The organism is Marivivens donghaensis (assembly GCF_011806565.1).
Taxonomy (GTDB): Bacteria; Pseudomonadota; Alphaproteobacteria; order Rhodobacterales; family Rhodobacteraceae; genus Marivivens; species Marivivens donghaensis_A.
Genome location: NZ_JAATOP010000012.1, coordinates 77,671 through 97,257 on the forward strand (window position 1 = coordinate 77,671; position 19,587 = coordinate 97,257).

At 61.7% G+C, this 19,587-nt stretch carries 18 protein-coding genes; 11 read left to right on the forward strand and 7 right to left on the reverse strand.

What is annotated here, in order from left to right; all coding sequences use genetic code 11:
• The first annotated feature begins 2 nt into the window (after window positions 1-2).
• Both HCZ30_RS14810 and HCZ30_RS14815 read left to right on the forward strand, forming a co-directional pair.
• On the forward strand, window positions 3-1,277 hold the full coding sequence (locus HCZ30_RS14810; RefSeq protein ID WP_167639084.1) for a TRAP transporter large permease: 1,275 nt from the start codon (window positions 3-5) through the stop codon (window positions 1,275-1,277).
• Between the two features lie 12 nt (window positions 1,278-1,289).
• A complete protein-coding gene (locus HCZ30_RS14815; RefSeq protein WP_167639085.1) occupies window positions 1,290-3,176 on the forward strand; it encodes a bifunctional sugar phosphate isomerase/epimerase/4-hydroxyphenylpyruvate dioxygenase family protein in 1,887 nt (628 codons plus the stop codon).
• On the opposite strand, the gene HCZ30_RS14820 is transcribed toward HCZ30_RS14815, so the two are convergent.
• On the reverse strand, window positions 3,173-4,063 hold the full coding sequence (locus HCZ30_RS14820; protein WP_167639086.1) for a LysR substrate-binding domain-containing protein: 891 nt from the start codon (window positions 4,061-4,063) through the stop codon (window positions 3,173-3,175). The two genes, HCZ30_RS14815 and HCZ30_RS14820, sit on opposite strands and share 4 nt — an antisense overlap.
• A gap of 163 nt (window positions 4,064-4,226) precedes the next feature.
• Here HCZ30_RS14820 and pcaC point away from each other — a divergent pair, with 163 nt between their 5' ends.
• The 5 genes from pcaC to HCZ30_RS14845 are packed head-to-tail and all read left to right on the forward strand — an operon-like array spanning window position 4,227 to window position 8,689.
• Window positions 4,227-4,604, forward strand: coding sequence for a 4-carboxymuconolactone decarboxylase (gene pcaC / locus HCZ30_RS14825; protein WP_167639087.1), 378 nt, complete (start codon window positions 4,227-4,229; stop codon window positions 4,602-4,604).
• Window positions 4,601-5,782 (forward strand): 4-hydroxybenzoate 3-monooxygenase, encoded by a 1,182-nt coding sequence (pobA, locus tag HCZ30_RS14830; RefSeq protein WP_167639088.1) that lies wholly within the window; start codon window positions 4,601-4,603, stop codon window positions 5,780-5,782. The genes pcaC and pobA overlap by 4 nt, the downstream gene beginning before the upstream one ends.
• Window positions 5,783-5,805: 23 nt before the next feature.
• On the forward strand, window positions 5,806-6,834 hold the full coding sequence (locus HCZ30_RS14835) for a TRAP transporter substrate-binding protein (RefSeq protein ID WP_167639089.1): 1,029 nt from the start codon (window positions 5,806-5,808) through the stop codon (window positions 6,832-6,834).
• Window positions 6,835-6,857: 23 nt separating this feature from the next.
• Entirely contained in the window at window positions 6,858-7,334 is a 477-nt protein-coding gene (locus tag HCZ30_RS14840; protein WP_167639090.1) for a TRAP transporter small permease, read from the forward strand.
• Window positions 7,334-8,689, forward strand: coding sequence for a TRAP transporter large permease (locus HCZ30_RS14845; protein ID WP_348640401.1), 1,356 nt, complete (start codon window positions 7,334-7,336; stop codon window positions 8,687-8,689). Before HCZ30_RS14840 ends, HCZ30_RS14845 begins: the two co-directional genes overlap by 1 nt.
• Before the next feature lie 36 nt (window positions 8,690-8,725).
• On the opposite strand, the gene HCZ30_RS14850 is transcribed toward HCZ30_RS14845, so the two are convergent.
• The 6 genes from HCZ30_RS14850 to HCZ30_RS14875 all read right to left on the reverse strand — a co-directional run bounded on the left by HCZ30_RS14850 (window position 8,726) and on the right by HCZ30_RS14875 (window position 16,554).
• Entirely contained in the window at window positions 8,726-10,330 is a 1,605-nt protein-coding gene (locus HCZ30_RS14850) for an FMN-binding glutamate synthase family protein (protein WP_167639091.1), read from the reverse strand.
• 11 nt (window positions 10,331-10,341) lie between these two features.
• On the reverse strand, window positions 10,342-11,118 hold the full coding sequence (locus tag HCZ30_RS14855; protein ID WP_167639092.1) for a 3-keto-5-aminohexanoate cleavage protein: 777 nt from the start codon (window positions 11,116-11,118) through the stop codon (window positions 10,342-10,344).
• Window positions 11,118-12,443: an aspartate aminotransferase family protein gene (locus HCZ30_RS14860; protein ID WP_167639093.1), complete on the reverse strand. Its 1,326-nt coding sequence runs from the start codon at window positions 12,441-12,443 to the stop codon at window positions 11,118-11,120. The genes HCZ30_RS14855 and HCZ30_RS14860 overlap by 1 nt, the downstream gene beginning before the upstream one ends.
• A 3-nt stretch (window positions 12,444-12,446) precedes the next feature.
• The gene (locus HCZ30_RS14865) at window positions 12,447-12,872 is read right to left on the reverse strand and encodes a universal stress protein (RefSeq protein ID WP_167639094.1); all 426 of its coding nucleotides are present in this window, start codon (window positions 12,870-12,872) and stop codon (window positions 12,447-12,449) included.
• A gap of 12 nt (window positions 12,873-12,884) precedes the next feature.
• A complete protein-coding gene (locus HCZ30_RS14870; RefSeq protein ID WP_167639095.1) occupies window positions 12,885-15,518 on the reverse strand; it encodes a TRAP transporter permease in 2,634 nt (877 codons plus the stop codon).
• Window positions 15,519-15,594: 76 nt separating this feature from the next.
• Complete coding sequence (locus HCZ30_RS14875) at window positions 15,595-16,554, reverse strand: TAXI family TRAP transporter solute-binding subunit (protein WP_167639096.1); 960 nt, start codon at window positions 16,552-16,554, stop codon at window positions 15,595-15,597.
• A gap of 142 nt (window positions 16,555-16,696) precedes the next feature.
• Between HCZ30_RS14875 and HCZ30_RS14880 the strand changes: the two genes are divergently transcribed.
• The 4 genes from HCZ30_RS14880 to queE all read left to right on the forward strand — a co-directional run bounded on the left by HCZ30_RS14880 (window position 16,697) and on the right by queE (window position 19,527).
• Complete coding sequence (locus HCZ30_RS14880) at window positions 16,697-17,554, forward strand: MurR/RpiR family transcriptional regulator (protein ID WP_167639097.1); 858 nt, start codon at window positions 16,697-16,699, stop codon at window positions 17,552-17,554.
• Window positions 17,555-17,768: 214 nt separating this feature from the next.
• A complete protein-coding gene (queC, locus tag HCZ30_RS14885) occupies window positions 17,769-18,470 on the forward strand; it encodes a 7-cyano-7-deazaguanine synthase QueC (RefSeq protein ID WP_167639098.1) in 702 nt (233 codons plus the stop codon).
• On the forward strand, window positions 18,470-18,823 hold the full coding sequence (gene queD, locus HCZ30_RS14890) for a 6-carboxytetrahydropterin synthase QueD (protein ID WP_167639099.1): 354 nt from the start codon (window positions 18,470-18,472) through the stop codon (window positions 18,821-18,823). Before queC ends, queD begins: the two co-directional genes overlap by 1 nt.
• Window positions 18,820-19,527 carry a 7-carboxy-7-deazaguanine synthase QueE gene (queE, locus tag HCZ30_RS14895; RefSeq protein WP_167639100.1) on the forward strand — a complete coding sequence of 236 codons (708 nt, stop codon included), beginning with the start codon at window positions 18,820-18,822 and terminating at the stop codon, window positions 19,525-19,527. The genes queD and queE overlap by 4 nt, the downstream gene beginning before the upstream one ends.
• Window positions 19,528-19,587: the final 60 nt, after the last annotated feature.

Here is a 19,587-nt window from a genome sequence, read left to right on the forward strand (position 1 = left end):
ACATGGTCTACGTTGTCCTCATCGTCGCCCTGCTGATCGGCGCCCCGATCGCCATTTCCATCATCGCGGCCCTTCTGACGTTCATGTCAATGAATGATGCGCCCTACGCCATCCGCATCGTCGCGACCGAGATGTACAAGAGCCTCAACAGCTACCCGCTGCTCGCCATTCCGCTGTTCGTCCTCGCGGGCGAGCTGATGAACGAAAGCGGCATCACCCAGCGGATCATTGCGTTCGCGAACGTGCTCGTGGGCCGTATGCGCGCGGGCCTTGCGATGGTGAACATCTGGGCTTCCGTGATCTTTGCAGGCCTATCGGGCTCTGCGGTTGCCGACACCTCCGCGCTTGGCCGCGTGTTCATTCCTGAAATGGAAAAGCACGGCTACACCCGCGAATTCGCCGCCGCCCTGACCGCTGCTTCGTCGGTCATCGGCCCGATCATCCCGCCGTCGATCCCCGTCATCATCTACGCGCTGACCGTGACCGGCGTCACCGTGCCTTCGCTGTTCCTTGCAGGCGTCATCCCCGGCATTCTGCTGGCGATCTTCCTGTCGGCCTACGTGATGCTGACGGTCAAAGTGGACAAGGGCAACCAGTCCAGTGACCTCGTGACCATCCCGCCCGCGCAGGCACTGCTCGGCGGTATCCTTCCCCTGCTGATGCCGTTCTTCGTGGTCGGCTCGATCCTGCTGGGCGTCGTCACCCCGACCGAAGCGGCAACCTTCGCCGTGGCTTACGCGCTGATCCTCGGCGGCCTTGTTTACCGCAAGATCAGCTTTGCCGCCCTGCCCCGCATTTTCTCCGATGCGATGCGCGATAGCGCCGTGATCCTCGCGATCATTGCTGCTGTGGGTGCTGCCAACTGGCTGCTGACCTACAATCAGGTGCCGAACATGCTGACCGACTGGGTTGTCGGCAATGTGGACAGCAAGACGACGTTCCTTCTGGCGACCATCGTGCTGTTCCTGTTCGTGGGTCTTTTCCTCGAAGGCATCGCGGCAATGCTGGTGCTCGTCCCGATCCTCCACCCCATCGCTGTGTCGATGGGCGTTGATCCCGTGCACTTCGGTATCCTCGTGATCTTCAACCTGATGATCGGCCTGATCACACCGCCGCTCGGCCTCTGCCTCTTCGTGGCCGAAGGCATCGCTCAGGTCGGCATGGCAAAGATCACGCGCGCCATCCTGCCGTTCTTCTTTGTCGAAGTCCTTGTTTTGCTCATCCTGACCTTCGTGCCCCAGACCGTGATCTGGCTGCCGCAAGCGCTGGGATATTAAGGAGTTATCCCGATGAAAACCTCGATTGCCACCGTCTCCATCTCCGGCACGCTCACCGAAAAGCTCGCAGCGATTTCGGCGGCGGGGTACGATGGCATCGAGATTTTCGAGCAGGACTTCATCGCGCATGACGGCTCCCCCGCCGAGGTGGGCCGCATGGTGCGCGATCACGGGCTGGAGATCACCATGCTCCAGCCATTCCGCGATTTCGAATGCCTGCCAGAGCCGCTGCGCTCTAAGGCGTTCGACCGTGCGGAGCGCAAATTCGACCTCATGCAGGAACTGGGCACCGACCTCATCCTGATCTGCTCGTCCTGCCATCCCGCCTCGCTCGGCGGGATCGACCGTGCGGCGAATGACCTCAATGAGTTGGGCGACCGTGCCAAGGCGCGCGGTCTGCGCGTCGGCTACGAGGCGCTCGCGTGGGGCCGCCATGTGAACGACCACCGCGATGCGTGGGAAATCGTGCGCCGCGCCGATCACGACAACATCGGCCTGATCCTCGACAGCTTCCATACGCTCGGTCGCGGCCTGTCGCCCGAAAGCATTCGCTCGATCCCTGGTGACAAGATTTTCTTTGTCCAGTTGGCCGATGCGCCCGCGATCCCGATGGATCTGCTCTACTGGTCCCGCCATTTCCGCAACATGCCGGGCGAAGGCGATCTGGACGTGCGCGGCTTCATGCAAGCGGTTATGGCGGCGGGCTATTCCGGCCCGCTCAGCCTCGAAATCTTTAACGACCAGTTTCGCGGCGGCAATGCCCGCACCGTGGCCAAGGACGGCTATCGTTCGCTCATCACCCTGATGGATGACGTCCGCAAAGCCGAACCCGAGGTCAAAGTAGACCTGCCCGCGATCCCCTCCCGCATCGGCGTTCATGGGGTCGAGTTCATCGAGTTTACCGCGCGCGGCGATGACGCGGGCAAGCTAGCCGGCCTCCTCGGCTCGCTCGGCTTCGTCCGCACCGCCCGCCACCGCAACAAAGACATCGACCTGTGGCAGCAGGGCGAAATCCGCATCGTCGTCAATTCCGACCCCGAGGGTCACGCCGCCCACGTCTGGAATGCGCGCGGGCTGAGCGTTTGTGATATCGGGCTGCGGGTCTCCTCCGCGCAGGACACCGTGGAGCGCGCACGCGCTCTGGGCATGTCACCTTTTGACCAACCGCTCGGCCCGGGAGAGCTGGATATCCCCGCCATTCGCGGCCTCGAAGGCTCGATCCTCCATTTCATCGACGAAGACAGCGGCCTGTCCCGCGTGTGGGACGTCGAATTCGTGCCGGCCGGCGACGAAACCAAGGGCGCGGGCCTCAAGCGGATCGACCACCTCGCCCAGACCATGAGCTACGACGACATGCTCAGCTGGACGCTGTTCTACTCGTCGCTGTTCGACATGCAGAAATCGCCCATGGTCGACGTGATCGACCCCGACGGCCTCGTGCGCAGCCAGATCGTCGAATCCAAGGGCGGCGAAATGCGCGTGACGCTCAACGGCGCCGAAACCCACCGCACGCTGGCGGGTAACTTTCTCGCGTCGAACTTCGGTGCGTCGGTGCAGCATATCGCACTGGAAACAGACGATATTTTCGCGACCGCAAAGGCGCTGGCCGACTGCAAGTTCGAAGTTCTCCCGATCCCCGCGAACTACTACGCCGACCTCGCCAGCCGTTTCGATATTTCGCCCGATCTGCTCGCCCGCCTGAAGGCCGCGAATGTCCTCTATGACGAAGAAAACGGTCGCAGCTTCTTCCAGCTTTACTCGCGCAGTTTCGCGGGCGGCATGTTCTTCGAAATCGTCCAACGCGGCGGCGGATACACAGGCTTTGGCGGCCCGAATGCGCCGTTCCGCATCGCCGCGCAAAAACGGCTTGGGCGGGTCAAGGGCGTGCCCGCGGCCTAATCCTCGCTGACGCTGAATTTCCTCAGCAATTCAGACAGATGCACCACAAGCCCGTTCGCTTCGGCGGCTGGCTTTGTCGTCATTCCCAAAGCGCCCGACATGAACGCATTGCGCAGCGGGAACGTCATCAGCGAGCCCGACAGAACCTCCTGACGGACCACGCCCCGCGAAATGAACCAGAGCATGTCCGAATTGACCAGAAGCGCCCGCGCGAACGACAGCGTCACTGTCTCGAAAACGGGCTGCACATCGTCCAACCCGACCACGTTCAGATAGGCGTCGACCGCCTCGCGGATAATCGCGCCTTTGTTCGGCAGGATCAGCGGGCTGCTTCGCACCGCATCCGCAGGCTCGGCCTCCGCGAGCGGATGGCCCGCGCGGCCCACCAGCCAGATCGGCTCTTCGTAGAGGAATTCGAACTTCAGCCCCGCAAGGTCAGCCGCCGTCGGCATTCGTCCGACCATCAAATCGATGTCGCCCGCCCGCAGCCGTTCCAGCAGATATTTGTTCGGCCCCGTCAGAACGCGGATCTGCGCTTCGGGCCGCTGGCGGGAAAATTCCAACGCGACGGAGGGGAAAAACTCCCCCGCCACCGTCGGCAGAATACCCACGGAGACGGTGTGCCGCCGATCCTCACCGCCGAGCGATCTGACACCCGCTTCAATGCTGTTCATTGCACTCAGCGCATGACGCTGGAACGTCTCGCCCGCTGCCGTCAGCACGGTTTTGCGCCCCACGCGGTCGAACAGAACCGAGCCCAACCGCAGCTCCAACTCGCCGATGGTTTTCGACAGCGCGGGCTGCGTGATGTTCAATTTTCGCGCCGCGCCAGAGATCGTGCCATCCTGCGCAACAGCGAGGAATCCTTCGATATGACGCAGCTTCAATCCGTTAGGTATGCTCATTTGGTTATGGATAAGGCACGAGAATGAATTTTAACAAGTCATTTTCTTATGTCACCAATACGAAAGGGGGAGAAAACGAGACGAAAGTCGCAGAACTGCGCATCGTCGTCGGCCCTCCCCATACGTAAATTAAGAGGACCGACCCGTGGCTGATCATTTCGAAACCGGACAACAAACGCGCCGCCGCATCCTTGGCGATGCGCATGTCGACCGGGCCGAAGCTTGCACGACCGAACTGGACAAACCGTTTCAGGATCTGATCACCGAAGGCGCGTGGGGCACTGTTTGGGCCTCTGACGGCATCACCGACCGCGAACGGTCCATGATCACGATCGCGCTGCTCGCCGCGACGGGCAATCACGAAGAAATCCCGATGCACATCCGCGCCACCGCCCGCACCGGTGCGACCAAAACGGACGTGGCCGAAGCGCTCCAGCACGTTGCGATCTACGCGGGTGTTCCCCGCGCCAATCACGCACTGAAACTGGCCAAGCAGACCTATCAGGAAATGGAAGCGGAATGACGACCACCCGCACTCAGGTTGCCATCATCGGCGGCGGTCCTTCGGGCCTTCTGCTGTCGCAACTGCTTGATCTGAATGGCATCGACAGCATTGTTATTGAACGCAAAAGCCGCGAATACGTGCTTGGCCGCATCCGCGCAGGCGTGCTCGAAGCGGGCTCGGTCAAGCTGCTTCAGGACGCAGGTGTCGGCGAGCGTATGGCCCGCGAAGGCCAGACCCATGACGGCGTTGAACTCAGCTGGCACGACGAGCGCCTGCACATCGATCTCAAGGCGCTGACGGGTACGCCGGTGACGGTCTACGGCCAGACCGAAATCACGCATGACCTTTATGACGCCCGCGAGGCGCGCGGCGGTCAGGTGATCCACGAAGCCGAAGTCCAGCGCATCGAAGGCGCGGAGACGGACAGCCCCGTCGTCGTCTACCAGAAGGACGGGCAGGAACACCGGATCGAATGCCGCTTCGTCGCCGGTTGCGATGGCTTCCACGGGCCGGCCCGCAAGGCAATTCCCGACACGCACCGCAAGGAATTCATTCGCGAATATCCCTTCGGCTGGCTGGGAATGCTGTCCCGCACCCCGCCCGCGACGGAAGAGTTGATCTACGCCACCCACGACCGCGGTTTTGCCCTGTGCTCCATGCGCTCGGACGAGATCAGCCGCTACTACGTGCAAGTTCCGCTGACCGAAAAGGTCGAGGACTGGTCGCCGGATCGTTTCTGGGACGAACTCAAGCGCCGCATCCCCGCCGATGTCGCGGCGAACCTCGTGACCGACGGCGAAGTGCTGGAGATGTCCATCGCCCCGCTCCGCTCGTTCGTGTCCGAACCGATGCGCTACGGCTCGCTGTTCCTTGCGGGTGACGCGGCGCACATCGTGCCGCCGACGGGTGCGAAAGGTCTGAACCTCGCGATTGGCGACGTTTATTACCTGCATCGCGCGCTGGAGCAGGCTATCAAGAATAACAACACCGCAGGCATCGACGGGTATTCCGACACCGCGCTGTCCCGCGTTTGGAAATGTGAGCGTTTCTCATGGTGGATGACGTCCATCCTCCACGACTTCCCCGATCAGGGGGACTTCGAGAAACGGATGCAAAGGGCCGAGTTCGAATACCTCGCCCGATCAGAAACTGCCCGCAAGAGTCTGGCAGAAAACTACGTAGGGTTACCCTACTGATAAGAACCCTAAGGGAGGAAAACATGAAACTAAAAGCACTTCTCGGCACCGCCACCGCGCTCACTGTTCTTGCACTGCCCGCAGTCGCGCAGGACTACAGCCTCAAACTGCACCACTTCCTCAGCGAACGTTCGCCGGCGCACCAGCAGATGCTGGTTCCGTGGGCCGAGCGCGTCGAGGAACTGACCGAAGGCCGCGTCGATATCGAGGTCTACCCGTCGATGACCCTTGGCGGCCGTCCGCCGGAACTCGTGCAGCAGGCACGCGACGGTGTTGTCGATCTGATCTGGACCCTGAACGGCTACACGCCGGGCCTGTTCCCGCGCACCGAAGTCTTTGAACTTCCGACCGTTTTCGTGAACGACCCGACCGCTGCGAACCTCGCCATGCGCGAAATGTTCGACGAATATCTGGCCGAAGAATACAAGGGCCTCCAAGTGATGTTCCTGCAAGCCCACGCAGGTAACGCGCTTCACATGGTCGACGCTGACCTGCGCAGCCCCGCTGACCTCGAAGGTCTGAAGCTCCGCACCCCGAGCCGCACTGGCGCATGGGTGATCGAAGCTCTCGGCGCGTCGCCGGTTGCAATGCCGGTTCCGGAACTGCCGCAGGCCCTGTCCAAAAAGGTCGTCGAAGGCGCGCTGATCCCGTGGGAAATCATCCCCGCGCTTCAGCTTCAGGAACAGACCGACTACCAGATCGAAGGTCCGGACATGAGCCGTTTCGGCACCTCGATCTTCCAGGTTTCGATGAACAAGGACGTCTGGGAGTCGCTCCCAGCCGACATTCAGGACGCGTTCCTTCAGGCTTCGAACGAAGAGTGGCTGACCGAGGTTGGCGGCATCTGGCGCGGCGCCGATGACTTCGGCATCAACATGGCGACCGAAGCGGGCAACACCCACGTCGTTCTGTCGGATGACGAATACGCCGCCTTCGAAGGGCCGATGAACGGTGTTGTCGATCGCTGGATCGAAGAAGCCAACGGCGCCGGTCTTGACGGCAACAGTCTGGTCGAAGCGGCACGCGCAGCCATCGCCTCGCACGCCGAATAACTTAGAGCCACGGAACCTTTCGCATGAGAATTTTCGCACTTGGTCGCAAGGTGATCGACGGTTGGGCCCTGATGGGTGGGCTCGTCCTCGCGGTGATCGTGCTGGTCAACGTGTGGACCACAGTGGGCAGCCTGATCGGGCTGCCCTTTGCGGGAGACGTCGAACTCACTGAAATGATGGTTGCTGCGGCGGCCTTCATGTTCCTGCCGTTCTGTCAGCTCCACCGCCACAACGTGACTGCCGACATCTTTACCTCGAACATGAACCCGCGTTTTGTGAGCCTTCTCAACGGGATCGCATCGCTGGTCGCGCTCGGCTTTGCCGCGCTTCTGCTCTGGCGGATGACGTACGGGATGCTCGACACAAAGGAATACAACTATTCCTCGACCATTCTGAGCGTTCCGCTCTGGTGGCCGTATGTGCCGATCCTCGTGTCGCTGGCGCTGCTGTTTATCGCAGCCGTCATCACCACCGCCGAAGACCTTTTCGGAGCCTCCTGATGGAACCTATTACTCTCGGCCTGATCGGACTTGCGGTCCTGATCGGCCTGATCGCCCTTCGTATGCCCATCGCATACTCCATGATTATCGTGGGCGCTGTCGGCACGGTTTCGATCAGCGGCTACAAGATCCTTTTCTCGCAGCTCAAGACGCTCGGCTACGGCCAGTTCTCGATCTACGACCTGACCGTCGTGCCGATGTTCGTCCTGATGGGCGCGCTCGCCACGAAAACCGGCCTGTCCCGAGACCTCTTCCGCGCCGCGAACGCGTGGTTCGGCTGGATGCGCGGCGGCACGGCGATGGCAGCGATTGCGGCCTGTGCGGGCTTCGGCGCGGTTTGTGGCTCGTCGCTGGCGACTGCGTCCACCATGGGCAAAGTCGCCCTGCCCGAGCTTGAACGCTACAACTACTCCCCAGCGCTGGCCACCGGTTCGGTCGCGGCGGGCGGCGTGCTCGGCATCCTCATTCCGCCGTCGGTGATCCTTGTGATCTATGCGGTGCTGGTCGAAGCCAACATCGTCACCATGTTCATGGCGGCGCTGATCCCCGGCTTGCTGGCCGTGGCGCTGTTCATCGCGACCATCGCGATCTACGTCCGCCTCGTTCCCGGCTCCGGCCCGGCCCACGGTGCGTCCGACAAGGCAGAGTTCTGGGCCGCAACCCGCGGCGTAATCCCTGTGCTTGTGGTGTTCGGTATCGTGATCGGCGGCATCTACGCCGGCCTCTACAACCCGACCCCCGCCGCAGCAATCGGTGTGTTCGCGGTGTTCGTCTACGGCCTGATCCGCAAGCAGATGAACTTTGAAACGATGGCCGCCTCGATCAAGGAAACCGCTGGCACAACAGGCATGATCTACCTGATCCTGCTGGGCGCCGAACTGCTCAAGATCTTCATGTCTCGCGCAGGCGTACCCCAAGCCGCTGCTGATATCGCAGTGAATTCGGGCCTTTCGCCGATGATGATCATGATGATCCTTCTACTGGCGCTGGTTCTGCTGGGCTGCCTGATGGACTCCATGTCCATGATCCTGCTCGTCCTGCCGTTCTTCTGGCCTGTGCTCGTCGCGATGAACGGCGGCGACTACCAGATGGCCGAAGGCTCGGGCTACGGCATGTCCACTCTGGACCTCAAGGTCTGGTTCGGCATCCTCGCGCTTGTGGTGGTGGAGCTCGGGCTGATCACGCCGCCCGTCGGGATGAACGTCTTTGTGATCTCTGCGATGGCCAAGAACGTACCAATGCTGACGACCTTCAAAGGCGTCATGCCGTTCTTTGCCTCTGAACTCGTACGCGTCGCTCTCCTTATCGCCTTTCCGGCGTTGACGCTCGGTCTCCCTGCCCTGTTAGGCAACTAACTGAAAAGGCCCGCCATTCCAGCGGGCCTTCTTTTTTCAGATACCATCGTCGAAGGGGCGGAAGTCGTTCGACGCAGCCCGCCGCCACCGTTGCAGATAACCGCCGCGGTCGTCATCCTCGCGCAGCAGGAACCCTTCGGGCATATACGGATAAACGTCGTCGCCGGTGACCATATCGCGGTCTTTTTCGCGCATCATCAGGTGACGCGGCAGGAATTCTCCCGGATGGCTGAGGCCCGCAGCGCCCGTGATATCGGCCAGTGCCTTCATGGTGTTGCGGTGGAAATTCGCGACCCGCTGCGCCTTGTCGGGAACGTTCAGCGCGCGCTGACGCCATTCGTCCTGCGTCGCAACACCCGTCGGGCAGTGGTTCGTGTGGCACGCCTGCGCCTGAATGCACCCGACCGAGAACATGAAACCGCGGGCAGAGTTACACCAGTCCGCCCCCAGCGCCAGCGTGCGGGCGATGTCGAACGACTGCACCAGCTTGCCGCTTGCGCCGATGCGGATGCGGTCACGCAGACCGACGCCGCGCAGGGTGTTGTGGGCAAAGGTCAGACCCTCGACCAACGGCATCCCCATGTGGTTCGTGAATTCCAGCGGAGCGGCACCGGTCCCGCCTTCCTTACCGTCGATGACGATAAAGTCGGGCGTGATCCCCGTTTCCAGCATGGCGCGGACGATGCACATGAACTCGCGGCGGTGCCCGATACACAGCTTGAAGCCCACGGGCTTGCCTTTCGACAGATCGCGAAGCTGCTGGATGAAGTCCATCATCTCCAGCGGGGTATCAAAGGCCGAATGGCTGGCGGGCGAATGGCAGTCCTCGTTTTCGGGAATGTCACGCGCTTCGGCAATCTCGGGGGTGATCTTCGCGGCAGGCAGCATACCGCCCTGCCCTGGTTTCGCGCCCTGGGACAGCTTGAGTTCAATCATCTTCACTTGATCGTCCGCAGCCAGCGCCGCGAATTTCTCGGGGTCGAAACGACCGTCGTGAGTGCGGCAACCGAAATAGCCCGTGCCGATCTCGAAAATCAGATCGCCGCCGCCTTCGCGGTGATACCGGCTGATCCCGCCCTCGCCTGTGTCATGCGCGAACCCGCCGATCTTCGCGCCCTTGTTCAGCGCGGAAATGGCGTTGGCCGACAGCGCACCGAAGCTCATCGCAGAGATGTTGTAGATCGACGCGCTGTAGGGCTTGGCGCAATCGTTGCCGCCGATCAGCACGCGAAAATCCGAGTTTTCGATTTTCTGCGGCCTGATCGAGTGCGTCATCCACTGATAGCCGGAATCGTAGACGCGTTTTTTCGTGCCAAACGGCCGCTTGTCCTCGACGTCTTTGGCCCGCTGGTACACGATCGCGCGCGCTTCGCGGCTGAACGGCACCTCTTCGTCGTCGCCTTCGATCAGATACTGGCGGATCTCGGGGCGGATGGTTTCGAACAGGTAGCGGAAATGGCCGATGACGGGATAGTTGCGCAGCACCGCGTGGCGCGACTGGAGCAAATCGTAGATGCCCACCAGCATGAAGATCCCGCTCAGCGACCCGATCGCGTAGGACCAATCGTGCCAGACGGGAAACGCGAAACAGACGATGGTAATCACGATGGTGATCGCAAAGACCAGATAACGGGCCAACATAGCGGGCTCCTTTATGCTTTTTCTTCCGGAAGCGAGGCGACCAGTTCACGGACACGCTCGGCGTTGTCCTTGGCGCAGGTCAGATCGCGATTGATCCGGTTATTTTCAAATCCGATGCGGGCTTTACCGCCCATCTTGCGCGCTGCGAGAAGACAGTCGGTTTCCTCTGCGCCGAACGCGCAGACCGCCCAATCAACGTAGGGCAACAAGGACAGGAGTAAATTCGCGGGCTTGCCGAGGTCCGACGGCGTCGACCGTTGACCCGGTGCATAGCGGCCCAGAACGATCAGCGCTTGCAGGTGGTCGGACGGCACGATGCCTTCGGACACCATATCCGCCAGTTTGTGCACGTCGCCCGCATCGTAGAGGATGTGCTGCACAGCCGTGCCCGCCGCGTGGGTGTCGTGGTAAAAACGGCGCAGCACCTTGTCATCCTGCCCCGCGATCATCTCGCGCACGGCGATACTGACGGCTTCGGCCTCGACATCGGCGACCAGTTGGCGCTGCTCTTCGGGGGTGTAGCGGCCCACGGCCTCGGTCGTGATCTGCACGTAGAAATCGGGCAACTTCAGTTTCGTTTCGGCGATCAGCTCGCGGTAGGCGCCTGCATCCAGAACGTGCTGCTGGCCCGCGTCGCGGACATGGGCGTGGATGCCGTCCGCGCCCGCCTCTTTGCAGGCAACCGCGCAGGCCACGGTTTTGGCAATCGTCACCGGAACGGCGGAGTGGTCTTTGGTCGTCAGCCGCGCCCCGTTAGGCGCGACCATGATTTTCGGAAGCGGTCGCATTACTCGGCCAGTGCCTTTTCAACTGCGCCCGACAGCTTGGAGACAAGCTCGTCGATCTGCGCGTCTTCGATGACGAACGGAGGGGCCAGCAGAACGTGGTCGCCGCGCACACCGTCGATGGTGCCGCCCATTGGATAGCAGACGAGGCCCGCGTCAAAGGCGTTCTTCTTGATCTTGGCGTTCAGTTTACGCGCCGGATCGAACGGGTCCTTTGTGTCGCGGTCGGCCACGAACTCCACTCCGCGGAACAGTCCGCGGCCACGGATATCGCCGACATGCGGGTGCTGGCCGAACTCGGCTTCGAGCGCCGCTTGCAGCTTTTCGCCCTGCGTGCGGACACGCGCCAGAAGGTCGTTCTCTTCGATTTCCGACAGCACGGCATTTGCCGCAGCCGCCGCCATCGCATGACCCATGTAGGTGTGACCGTGCTGGAAAAAGCCCGACCCCGCCGCGATCGCGTCGTAGATTTTACCCTGAACCAGCAGTGCACCGATCGGCTGGTACCCCGCGCCGAGGCCCTTTGCGATGGTGATCATGTCGGGCGAAATGCCGTCTTCCTGACAGGCAAACAGATAGCCCGTCCGGCCCATGCCGCACATGACTTCGTCGAGGATCAGCAGGATACCGTGCTTGTCGCAAATCTCGCGGATACGCTTGAGGTAGCCTTTGACCGCAGGCACAGCGCCCGAGGTCGCACCGACAACGGGCTCGGCAACAAACGCCATCACACTCTCGGCGCCAAGGCGTTCGATCTCAGTCTCCAGCTCGTTCGCGACGCGCAGACCGTAGGCATCAATCGTCTCGCCCTCCTCGCGGCCACGGTATTCGTAGCACGGCGAAATGTGCGAGGTCTCGACCAGCAGCGGCGCGAACTGTGCGCGGCGCCATTCGTTACCGCCGGTGGCCAGCGCGCCAAGGGTGTTGCCGTGGTAGCTTTGACGGCGGGCAATCACGCGGTGACGCTGAGGCTGGCCGATTTCCATGAAGTACTGACGGGCCAGCTTGATCGCCGCCTCGACAGCTTCGGAACCGCCCGACACCAGATATACGCGGTCGATGCCTTCGGGCGCGGCGGCGGTCAGACGATCCGCCAGACGCTCCGCCGGATCGGAGGTGAAAAACCCAGTGTGCGCGAACGCAACCTGATCGAGCTGTTCATGCAGCGCGGCGCGCACGCGGGCGTTCGAGTGACCGAGGCACGACACAGCCGCGCCGCCCGATCCGTCCAGATAGCGCTTGCCGGAGGCATCGATCAGATAACAGCCATCCCCCGCGACGGCAGTAGGCAACTGGCCGCGCGTTGAACGTCCGAAGATGTGGGTCATGTGTCAGTTCCTTACGACATAAACCGATTGTTTGGCGTGGCGGACAACGCGGGCCGCATTCGGGCCGAGCAGATAGTCCGAAAACTCCGGTCTCAGCGCGCCCATGACAATCGTGTCCACTCCCAGCTTGTCAGCCGCGCGGAGGATTTCGTCATAGACCGTGCCGTGGGTGACGTGCGGACGCACGTCGATCCCGTCCGGAACATTTGCATTCACCCACGACGACAGCTTGTTGCCGAACGCCTTGAGCGCATCCTTTTCAAAGTCCTGTTTGAAGAACCCCGACACCTGCGCCATCCCGAAGTCAGGCAGCACCGCGATGATGTGCAGCGTGCCTTTTTCATCGAGCAAGCGGAGCGCTTCTTTGAGAGGCGACAGCGATGCCGCCTCTTCGCTCAGGTCCACGGTGAGTAGGATTGAGTTAGCCATATCCGCTCCTCCTCAGAATGCGGGTTTGGTCTGGCGACGACGCTGCATCACCACAACAAGCGCCAGAAGTAGCAGCGCGGGGATCCAGAAGATCTGCTTGGGCAGACGATCCGCCGGATGCAGAAGGCTGGTCACTTCGACACGTTCGTCCATGTAGAAGTCGAAGCCCTGAAGCTGCTGCTGGTACGGCGTGCCGAACATCGGCTCGTCCATATAGAGGTTCTCCCCCTCCGGCATCAGGAACAGGCCCGCCGCATCGGCGCGGCCCGTGGCGGGCTCGTCTTCGGTGACGGTGTGAACCAGCGTCAGCTCGCTCGGGCTACCGTCGATGAACGCAGGGCCCGACACCACAAAGCGGATGGTGTCGCCGACGTTCGCCTCGTCGAAAGTCTGCGCCAGCTCTGTCGGCGGCAGTTCTTCGAAACGCGGCTGGATACGGTCGAGCCAGAACCCCGGCACGAACAGGGTGAACGCGACGAGCAGCAGCGCGGCGCTTTCCCACTTGCGCGAAGCCGCGAGGAAATAGCCTTGCGTTGCCGCCGCGAACAGCAGCATCGCGACCGTCGCCACACAGAACACCATGATCGCTTGCAAGATACCTGCGGTCGTTCCCAGATCGACGCCATAAAGGATGAGCGTCGGGTTGTAGATGAACAGGAACGGCAGCGCGACGGTCCGCATCGAATAGAAGAACGCGGTAAAGCCCGTCTTGATCGGATCACCGCCCGACACAGCCGCCGCCGCAAAGCTGGCGAGGCCAACAGGCGGAGTCACGTCCGCCATGATGCCGAAGTAGAATACAAAGAGGTGCGCCGCGATCAGCGGAACGATCAGACCTTCCTGCGCGCCAAGCTGCACGACAACCGACGCCATCAGCGACGACACGACGATATAGTTGGCGGTGGTCGGCAGACCCATACCGAGGATCAGCGAGAACACACCCACCAGCAACAGCATGATCATCAGGTGGCCGCCCGAAAGCATCTCCACCAGACCCGCAAGCTCGGTGCCGATCGGGGTTTTGGTCACGGTCGCCACGATGATACCCGCCGCAGCCGTGGCCACACCGATACCGATCATGTTGCGCGCGCCGGTGATCATGCCGTCCACGAGGTCGATCAAACCCGCGCGGAACGCGAGGCCAACGGACTCGCCACGGAACATCGCCTTGAGCGGTCGCTGGGTGATGATGATCGAGAGCATCACGGCCACAGCGTAGAACGCCGACTTGGCCGGAGACTGCATCTCTACCATCAGGAACCACACCAGAACGAGGATCGGCAGCAGGTAGTGCAGACCGGTCGGGAACACTTCCTTGACGGTCGGCAGGGTGAACTTGCCCGAATTCGGATCGTCCAGCGTCAGGTCGGGGTGGTGCGCAGCGGTGCGGACCATCAGCACGTAAGTGATGATGATCGCCGCCATAATGATCCAGCCCGAAATCGCGGGAGCAACGCTTTGCAGCGTGCCGACAGCCCAGATCAGCGCGTAAAAGGCAGCGCCCGCCACAACGAAACCGATCGCGATTTTCAGGAACATCTTACCGAGGTTCGCCGCAGCACCCAGTGCAGGCATGTCGCGCTTCAGCGCTTCGAGGTGCACGATGTAGACCAGCGCGATGTAGGAAATCACCGCCGGAATGAAGGCATGTTTGATGACCTCGACGTAGGAAATGCCGACGAATTCCACCATGAGGAACGCCGCCGCGCCCATGACGGGAGGCATGATCTGGCCGTTGACCGAGGAGGCAACCTCGACCGCGCCCGCTTTTTCGGACGAGAAGCCGACCTTCTTCATCAGCGGAATGGTGAAGGTGCCCGTGGTCACGACGTTCGCAATCGACGAGCCCGAAATCAGGCCGGTCATCGCAGAGCCAACAACCGCCGCCTTCGCAGGACCGCCGCGCAGCGCGCCGAGGCCCGCGAACGCCAGCTGGATAAAGTAGTTACCCGCACCAGCCTTATCGAGGATCGCGCCGAACAGCACGAAGAGGAACACGAACGCCGTCGAAACACCGAGCGGAATGCCGAAGACACCCGTGGTATCGAGCCATTGCGCGTTCACAATGGCGGTAAACGACAGACCCGCGTGCTCGATGATATCGGGGATCAGCCAGCCCTGCCCCATGTAGGCATAAAGCAGGAAGATCGACCCGACGATGGTCAGCGCAGGCCCCAAGGCGCGGCGCGACGCTTCGAGCAGAAGCAGGATACCCACCGAACCGATGACGATCTGCGGCGTGGTCGGCAGACCAGACCGCGCGGTCATCGCCAGTTCGCGGGAGAAGAGGAACACGTAGAACGCACAGCCCGCGCCGACGATGGCGAACACCCAATCGAGCAGCGGAACGCGGTCACGCGGGGAAGACTTCATCGCCGGATAGGCAAGGAAGGCGAGAAGAATGGCAAAGCCGAGGTGAACGGGGCGCGTCTGCGACGAGTTCAGAACGGGAACCCATGCGCCGAACCACAGCTGCGGCTGCGCGATCCAGAGCTGGAAGAGCGACCAGGCAAACGCCGCGCCCGAGATAAAGAGCGCGACCGCTCTGTTGGTCGGATTACGACCGCCCGAGTCCGTGCTCGCAACGAGGTCCTGTAGCTCGTCGTCCGAGAAGGTCCGGTTCTGTTTAGTCTCTGCGTCACTCATTCAAAATGCCCCCGTCACGCTAGCAAAACAGGCCGCCGCCAGAAGCAGCGGCCTGTCAAATTCGATCAGCCGTTGATTATTCGATCAGACCGGCTTCGCGGTAGTAGCGCTCTGCACCCGGGTGCAGCGGAGCCGACAGACCGTCGTTTGCCATCTGCTCGGGGTCGAGGTTCGCGAACGCCGGGTGCAGCGAACGGAAGCCGTCGATGTCTTCGAACACAGCCTTGACCAGCTGGTAGACGACTTCTTCGTCAACAGCAGCCGAGGTCACGAGGGTCGCGCCAACGCCGAAGGTTTCGGTGTCTGCGTCGTTACCACGGTACATGCCGCCCGGAATGGTGGCGGTACGGTAGTAGGGGAACTCTTCCACGAGGCCGTCGATGACATCGCCGGTGACGTTCACGAGGGTCGCGTCACATGCGGTGGTGGCTTCCTGGATCGAACCCGACGGGTGACCGACGGTGTAGACCATGGCGTCGATGTTGTTGTCGCACAGTGCCTGCGACTGCTCGGCAGCCTGAAGCTCCGACGTCAGCGCGAAGTCGTCCATGGTCCAGCCCATAGCGTTCATCACGACTTCCATCGTATCGCGCTGGCCCGAACCCGGGTTGCCGACGTTGACGCGCTTGCCCTTGAGGTCTTCGAAGTTGACGATGCCGGCGTCGGCACGGGCAACAACGGTGAACGGCTCGGGGTGGATCGAGAAGACCGAACGCAGATCAGGGTTTGCACCGGCGTCTGCCAGCGAACCTTCGCCGTTGTAGGCTTTGAACTGGACGTCCGATTGTGCAACGCCGAATTCCAGCTCGCCCGAGCGAACAGCGTTCACGTTGTAGACCGAACCACCGGTCGACTCGACGGCGCAGCGGATGCCGTGCTCGGAACGGGTCTTGGCCATCATTCGGCAGATCGCGCCGCCGGTCGGGTAGTAAACGCCGGTGACGCCGCCGGTACCGATCGAGATGAAGTCTTGTGCAAACGCCGGAGCGCCAGCCACTGCCAGAGCACCTGCAAGCGCAATGTTGGTGATTTTCATGTTTCTCTCCTCTGAAGGCTCATCATTTCGTGATGAGTATGCGTTTGTGATAACAAGCCATTCAGATAATGCAAATGTATTATTTTTTGTTTATATAAGCGCAAAATGCGCAACAAAACGAACGCATCAGGGGGTCTGGGATATGGAAAAGTACAAGGAAATCCGCGCTCTGCTTATCAGAGTTGTAGAGGACGGTACGCCCACACTCTCTTCTTTCGCCGCCTGGATCCTCGATCACCTCAACGATGTCGCTTTCCAATCGATTCGCGGGCTGGCCACGATGGCGGAGGTGAACCCCAACACCGTCACCCGTCTTGCGCGAGAATTGGGCTATGAAGGATACGAAGCCTTTCGGCAAGACGTCCGCTCGCTTTTGAACCGCCCCCGTTCCCAGTACAGCGACCGCGCGCAAGCGCTCAGCCAGAAGACCGGCTCGGACATCTGGCAGGAGGCGCTGTTCTCAAGCTGGACCAACGTCGAGACGCTTTTCACCCGCGAGGCGCTCGCGACCTTGGACGAATGCGTCGATCCGCTACTTGAAGCGCAACATGTCTATTCGCTCGGCGTGCGCAGCTGCTTTTCCATCGCGCACTACTTCAGTTACGCGGGCGCGATGGCGTTCGACAACTTTGTCCACGTCCCCGCCATGCCCGGCGCGATCCTCGACCAGATCAGCCGCGCCACCCCAGACGATATCGTCGTTGCGATCACCTACGAACACTATTCATCCGAGGTCGTCCGCGCCTGTCAGGTCGCCCGCGACGCAGGCGCGCGGGTGCTTGCACTGACCGACAGTTACCAGTCCCCCATCGCCATCGGCGCGTGGAAAGTCATTCGCCTCCCCATGAGCGGCCCGCAACTCATGCCCTCGCTGACCACAGCGTTCATCACCTGTGAGCTTCTGCTGTCCGCCATGACCGCCCGCAGCGAGAGCGCGGCAGAAAACGTCGCGAAGTTCGAAAGCGCGATCAGCCAGTACGGCGGTTACTTCAAGGATTGAGCTTGGGGGCCTGCCCCAGCCTTTCGGGACGCGAGAGGCAGGGTAGACTTGCAGTATGGCCTAGCGGCCATGGCCTCCGGCGGAGGTATTTTTATCAGAATGAAGCGGTAACGCCGCGCCCTGTTTTTCAAAGCGGGTTGCTTTCATGCAGGGACAGGCATATGTGCGCCGCACCGGTCGCAGCCTACCCGGTCAACAAAACAAGGGGAAAATGATGAAAGTAGCTGTTGTCTGCTCCGGCGGACTGGATTCCGTATCGCTGGCCCATGTTGTTGCCGCCAGCGGAGATTTGAGCCGTCTGATCTCGTTCGACTATGGCCAGCGCCATAGCAAGGAGATCGACTCGGCCGCGGCCTGCGCCAAACGTCTGGGCGTACCGCACCATGTGATCGACCTGCGCTCTGTCGGAGCGAGCCTCACCGGCTCGGCGCTGACCGACGATGTCGACGTGCCCGACGGGCATTATGCCGAAGAAACCATGCGTATCACCGTGGTTCCGAACCGGAACGCCATCATGCTGACGATTGCTTACGGCATCGCGGCGGCGAACGGGGACGACCATGTGGCAACCGCCGTTCACGGCGGCGACCACTTTATCTATCCGGACTGCCGCCCCGCCTTTACCGAGGCGTTCGACGCGATGCAGAAGGCGGCGCTGGACGGATACGCGGACGTGACGCTTTATACGCCGTTTGTGCGCCGCTCGAAGGCGGATATCGTCACCGAAGGCGCCAAGGTGAACACGCCGTTCGCCGAAACGTGGTCCTGCTACAAGGGCGGCGAAATCCATTGCGGTCGTTGCGGCACCTGTGTCGAACGTCGCGAGGCGTTCCATCTGGCAGGTGTCGAAGACCCGACGCCCTATGAAGATCCGGACTTCTGGATCAAGGCTGTCGAAGAGCGGGGACAGGGCTGATGTTCCGTATTTCCAAGGAATTCCACTTCTCTGCCTCGCACCAGTTGACGCATCTGCCGGACGATCACCAGTGCGCGCGTCTGCACGGGCACAACTATATCGTCGTGGTGGAGCTGGCTTCGGCCACGCTGAACGATGACGGGTTCGTGCGGGATTATCATGAGCTGAAGCCGCTCAAGACATATATCGACGACACCTTCGACCACCGTCACCTCAATGACGTGATGGAGGGGCACTCGACCGCCGAGAACATGGCCAGGCATTTCTTTGACTGGTGCAAGGCGCGCTGGCCCGAGACCTCGGCCGTGAAGGTGTCCGAGACGCCCAAGACTTGGGCAGAGTTCCGGCCATGAGCAACCTGCGCATCGCCGAAATTTTCGGCCCCACCGTGCAGGGCGAAGGCGCGCTGATCGGTGAGCCGACCGTGTTCATCCGCACGGGCGGCTGCGATTACCGCTGCTCGTGGTGCGACTCCATGCACGCGGTGGATAGCGAATTCCGTCACACGTGGCTGCCGATGACCGACGAGGCCGTCTGGTCCGAGGTTCGCGAATTGTCGGGCGGCGTGCCGCTAACCGTGTCGATCTCGGGCGGCAATCCGGCCATTCAGGATTTCACCGGCGTCATCGCTCTGGGCAAGGCCGAGGGCTACCGTTTCGCCTGCGAGACACAAGGGTCCGTCGCCCGTCCGTGGTTCGCCGATCTGTCGATGCTGGTCCTGTCGCCCAAGCCGCCGTCGAGCAGCGAGACCGTCGATTGGGACATCTTCGCTGACTGCGTTGCTGCCGCCAAGGACGCGCCGCGCTGTATGAAGATCGTCATTTTCGACGACACCGACTACGCGTGGGCCAAGGACGCCGCCGCGCGGTATCCCGATATGCAGCTCTATCTGCAACCGGGAAATCCGATGGTTGATCCCGACAAGCCCGTCGATCTGGAACAAACCACCGAGCGGCTGGAATGGCTCATCGACAAGGTCACTGCCGACCGCTTCTTCCGTGCGCGGGTTCTGCCGCAGCTTCACGTGATGGTGTGGGGCAACAAGCGGGGCGTCTGACGGGCGCCCTGCATTCCCTGTTGTACTCTGCCGCCAACAGGCAGACAAACAGGGCAAGTT